Here is a 797-nt window from a genome sequence, read left to right on the forward strand (position 1 = left end):
AAAATACCTGTATCTTTGTTGAATTACGACTCATATAATCCAACAAACTTCGTATATATAATTTGTTACCCTAAATGGGTTGACAATACGAACAGTTATAGGAGGATTTTGTGAATGGTAAAAACAGCTTGTGTAAGTATGATTACTGGGATTCTTTTAATATGTTCAACAGGATGTGCCACTCAAACTGATTCTATTACAGCTAAAACTCAGTCAATAGCTGCTGGCACATATACAACCAAAGAGATCACAGATGCATTTCCTGTAGGAACACCCATAACTACTTATATTCGAAAAGCAGAAAAACTGAACGTAAAGCATCTAACTAGTATTACGCTTACAGATGGTGGCGTCGGTAGAGTTCTAGAAGCAACAGATGGTTTTGTTGTCATATGTGGGAATGAAAAAGGAGTTTTTGATGTGTTAATATTTAAAACTTTGGAAGATGTAAAAAAATATGAACAGAGTTTAGCACAATAATTCATATCCTTCTTATGCCTTTTACACAGAAATTATCCTCTAGCTCTTGCTATGGCTTTTCCTATGCACAGTATAATTGCATCATAAGTAATCACACGTTATAATAATCACCTAATTACATATGAAGAGGTACAGAAAATGAATAAAACAGAATTAACAAAAGTAGTAGCAGAAAAAGCTGAACTTACACAAAAAGATGCTGCTGCAGCAACACAAGCGTTATTAGATACAATAACAAATGCGTTAGCAAATGGAGAGAAAGTACAGATTCTTGGCTTTGGTACATTTGAAGTACGTGAAAGATCTGCACGTACAGG

General features: G+C 34.3%; 2 protein-coding genes. Both read left to right on the plus strand.

The genetic code is table 11. The features are described 5' to 3' along the window. Positions 1-114: 114 nt before the first annotated feature. Positions 115-480 carry a hypothetical protein gene (locus tag AC0NJG_RS28575; RefSeq protein WP_098412783.1) on the plus strand — a complete coding sequence of 122 codons (366 nt, stop codon included), beginning with the start codon at positions 115-117 and terminating at the stop codon, positions 478-480. 138 nt (positions 481-618) lie between these two features. Further along, a partial coding sequence (locus tag AC0NJG_RS28580; RefSeq protein ID WP_474063707.1) for an HU family DNA-binding protein occupies positions 619-797 on the plus strand: 179 nt, incomplete at its 3' end.

The organism is Bacillus sp. SSR7 (assembly GCF_055902415.1).